The sequence below is a fragment of the Candidatus Neomarinimicrobiota bacterium genome, assembly GCA_036476315.1.
Classification (GTDB): Bacteria; Fidelibacterota; Marinisomatia; order Marinisomatales; family S15-B10; genus JAZGBI01.
Genome location: JAZGBI010000020.1, coordinates 1 through 3,476, shown reverse-complemented (window position 1 = coordinate 3,476; position 3,476 = coordinate 1). Strand labels below are relative to the sequence as shown.

The following is a 3,476-nucleotide window of genomic DNA, read 5'->3' as shown; positions in this document are numbered from 1 at the left end:
CGGTATCATGGGTGTGAAGCAGGTAGTGGACTTCGAGAGAAAGAAGATTGATTGAAGACTGCGGGTATTAACGGGCACGCCGCACTCTCAACCGTCTTCACGGTCGGTCTCCTGACAGGCTGTGGATTTTATTCGTTTACCGGTTCCATCCCTCCGCACATCAAGAGTATCGGCATTCCGCTTTTCGTGAACGAAACACCGGAATTTGGTATTGCAGAATCGATGACGGACGAGGTAACGGAAGTGTTTATCGAGGAAAACGTTATGCGGGTTGTGGATGAGGAGAATTCAGACTCCATTCTCAGGGGAACCATCAAGAAGATAACTGATGCTCCCTACACGTACACTGTGGAGGAAGAGGTGAGCGAGTACCGATTTTCAGTTATTATTGAAGTCGAATGGTACGATGCCGTGACAGACAAAACGGTCCTGAAAAAGGAGTATTCGGGCTGGGGACCGTACAGCCTTGGTCAAGATATATCTTCCGACGGCATCGACAACGATGGGGATGGCAGGATTGATAGTGAGGATCCGGACGAGATTGGAGATCCGAGACTACTTGCCGCCAAAGTAGCCGTGGGGAAGATAGTCACGGATGTCATTAACGACATTGTCTCAACGTGGTGACAGGGGGGTGACCTTGGAGCACAGCTACATTTCAGACTTACCCAATCGCGTTGGCAAACAGATTACGTTACACGGTTGGGTATACAACAAACGATCCAGTGGCAAGATCTGGTTTCTCATTCTGCGTGATGGTACCGGGTACACTCAGTGTGTTGTTCTGGCGGATAAGGTTCCGGACAACGTGTTCAACTTGGAACAGGTGCTGACACAGGAATCGTCAGTTTCGGTCACGGGCACGGTCAGGAAGGATGAGCGGGCCATTGGCGGGTTCGAACTGCAGACGACAAACATCGAAGTGCACCAGATTGCAGACGACTATCCCCTCGCAAAGAAGGATCACGGCACGGCATTCCTCATGGACCATCGCCACCTCTGGCTCCGGTCAAGACGCCAGCATGCGATTCTCAGAATTCGCCATGAATTCATCAGGGCGTGCCGGAGTTTTCTCGATGACAACGGGTTTGTCCAGATCGACACTCCAATTCTCACCGCGAATGCATGTGAGGGAACCACTACGCTGTTTGAGACGGACTACTTTGGGCAGAAAGCTTATCTAGCCCAGAGCGGACAACTCTATAATGAAGCCGCAATCACGGCATTTGGAAAGACCTACTGTTTCGGACCGACGTTCAGGGCTGAGAAGTCAAAAACACGCCGCCATCTCACAGAATTCTGGATGCTTGAACCCGAGATAGCATACTGCGATCTCGATGAGAACATTGAATGGGCCGAAAATCTTATAGAATACGTTACAGAACGAGTCATACAAACCTGTCAGGAACAGCTGGACATACTCAAACGAGATACTTCCCGTCTGGAAACTGTCAAGGCCCCGTTTCCGAGAATCTCGTATACGGAGGCGGTCGAGATTCTGAAGAAAGCGGGGGAAAGGTTTGAATGGGGAGGCGACTTCGGGGGAAAGCATGAGACAATCATCTCCGAAGAATATGACCGTCCCGTGATCGTCCATCGATTCCCGGCAGGAATCAAAGCCTTCTATATGAAACGAGACCCCAAGGACGAGAACCTTGCCCTCGGCATGGACATTATCGCTCCGGAAGGTTTCGGCGAAATCGTTGGAGGGGGTGAAAGGGAAGATGACTATGACACAGTTTCCAGGAGGATCAAAGAAGAGAACCTGTCTGAACGGGCCTTTCAATGGTACCTTGACCTCAGGAAGTACGGCGCCATTCCCCACGCCGGCTTTGGACTGGGAATCGAGAGGTGCCTGGCGTGGATATGCGGACTCCCTCACCTTCGAGAGACGATTCCGTTCCCACGGATGATTTATCGTCTGGAACCCTAATAATTGACTATTGATAATTGATTAGTGAAAATGGATTAATGGAGCGATGGAGAATTAGAGAAATGGAGATAGGGGGAATTGGAGAAATGGGGTAATGGAGATATGGAGAATTGTTCCGTAGGAACTCCTTTGACCCATAGGGTCTCCTGCGGAGGAGGAGAACTGGAGAGTGAGGTGTGATATCTGATTCGTCTAACGTCTAACGTCGAACGTTCAACGTCTAAGCGGGTTACTTGATACTTGATCCTTAATACTTGGCTCTTGTTACGTGATGAGAATTGACGATTTTCAATTGATCATTGACTATTGATTATTGATTAATGAAAAATGGATTAATGGAGAGATGGAAACTGTTCCGTAGGAACTCCTTTGGAGGAGAAATGATACGTGCCTGCCCGCCGTAATGAAATGTAGGCGGGATTCGTAATGCGTAACCTTGATTCTCGATACTGAATACTGGAGTCTTGTCGCTGGTTTCGGGTACTTGCTACTTGATACTTACTACTTGCTCCTTGCTCCTCGGAGCCGGGCTCTTGGCTCATAATAAATGGACAATTAAGTGAAGGCGGCACAGATCAGAATCGGTGTGTACGGTGGGAGTAAGTGCACGTCCGAGATCTCTAAGATGGCCAGAGAGGTGGGAAGGCTTCTGTCTCGAAAAGGCGTTCTGGTTTACTGCGGTGGTTTGGGCGGAGTTATGGAGGCTGTCTCGGAAGGCGTGGCTGAGGAGAATGGGACCGTCGTAGGGATCCTTCCCACCGCACATTGCGAAACCGCAAACCGTTACATCACGATTCCTGTTGCCACGGGCGTGGCCGAGGCGAGGAATGTTATCATTGCAAACTCGATCCAGGGTGCCATCGCGATCGATGGAGAGTACGGAACGCTGTCAGAAATCGCTCATACACTCCGTCAGAAGAAACCCGTGGTTGGACTGCATACCTGGGATACGAAAGGGATTGAGGCTGCAGATTCTCCGGCAGAGGCAGTTTCAAGAATACTTGAGCTGGTATGAGCGAAAAAGCTGGAGCCCACATTCTCCTTACTGGCCGCGTGCAAATGGTGGGATTTCGATGGTTTGTACGTCGCTGGGCAGAAGACCTCGATCTTGCCGGCTGGGTGAAAAACAATCCCGCCGGCTCGGTGGAAACACGGGTCGAAGGGAAACGAGATGAGATCGACCTCCTCCTCAAAGAACTGAAAGTGGGTCCCAGAGGCGCCACAGTCGAAGACATGAATGTGAAATGGCTCCCGTTCGAAAACCAATTCCGCACCTTCGAGATTCGTTATTGAAGTAACACCTTATCCCAAGCTATGAGAATCGCACTGTGCCAATTTAACCCAACTGTGGGAGATTTTGAATTTAATTCAAGTAGAACTTTAGACTTTTACCGTCGCTCTCTTTCGAAGAATGTTGACCTGGTTGTTTTTCCAGAGTTATCCGTTACCGGATATCCGCCCCAGGATCTTCTTCTTGAACGATCCTTTATCGCAAAGAATCTCGAAGTGGCTGACGGAATCTCCAAGGAGGTGGGCCAGGTAC

General features: G+C 49.9%; 4 protein-coding genes. All 4 read left to right on the top strand.

Annotated features, from left to right (window positions below):
* The first annotated feature begins 51 nt into the window (after positions 1 to 51).
* Complete coding sequence (lptE, locus tag V3U24_02405; GenBank protein ID MEE9166302.1) at positions 52 to 627, top strand: LPS assembly lipoprotein LptE; 576 nt, start codon at positions 52 to 54, stop codon at positions 625 to 627.
* 13 nt (positions 628 to 640) lie between these two features.
* Positions 641 to 1,933, top strand: coding sequence for an asparagine--tRNA ligase (asnS, locus tag V3U24_02400; protein MEE9166301.1), 1,293 nt, complete (start codon positions 641 to 643; stop codon positions 1,931 to 1,933).
* Between the two features lie 559 nt (positions 1,934 to 2,492).
* Positions 2,493 to 2,948 (top strand): TIGR00725 family protein, encoded by a 456-nt coding sequence (locus V3U24_02395; protein ID MEE9166300.1) that lies wholly within the window; start codon positions 2,493 to 2,495, stop codon positions 2,946 to 2,948.
* Positions 2,945 to 3,226 (top strand): acylphosphatase, encoded by a 282-nt coding sequence (locus tag V3U24_02390; protein ID MEE9166299.1) that lies wholly within the window; start codon positions 2,945 to 2,947, stop codon positions 3,224 to 3,226. The genes V3U24_02395 and V3U24_02390 overlap by 4 nt, the downstream gene beginning before the upstream one ends.
* The last annotated feature ends 250 nt before the right edge of the window (positions 3,227 to 3,476 follow it).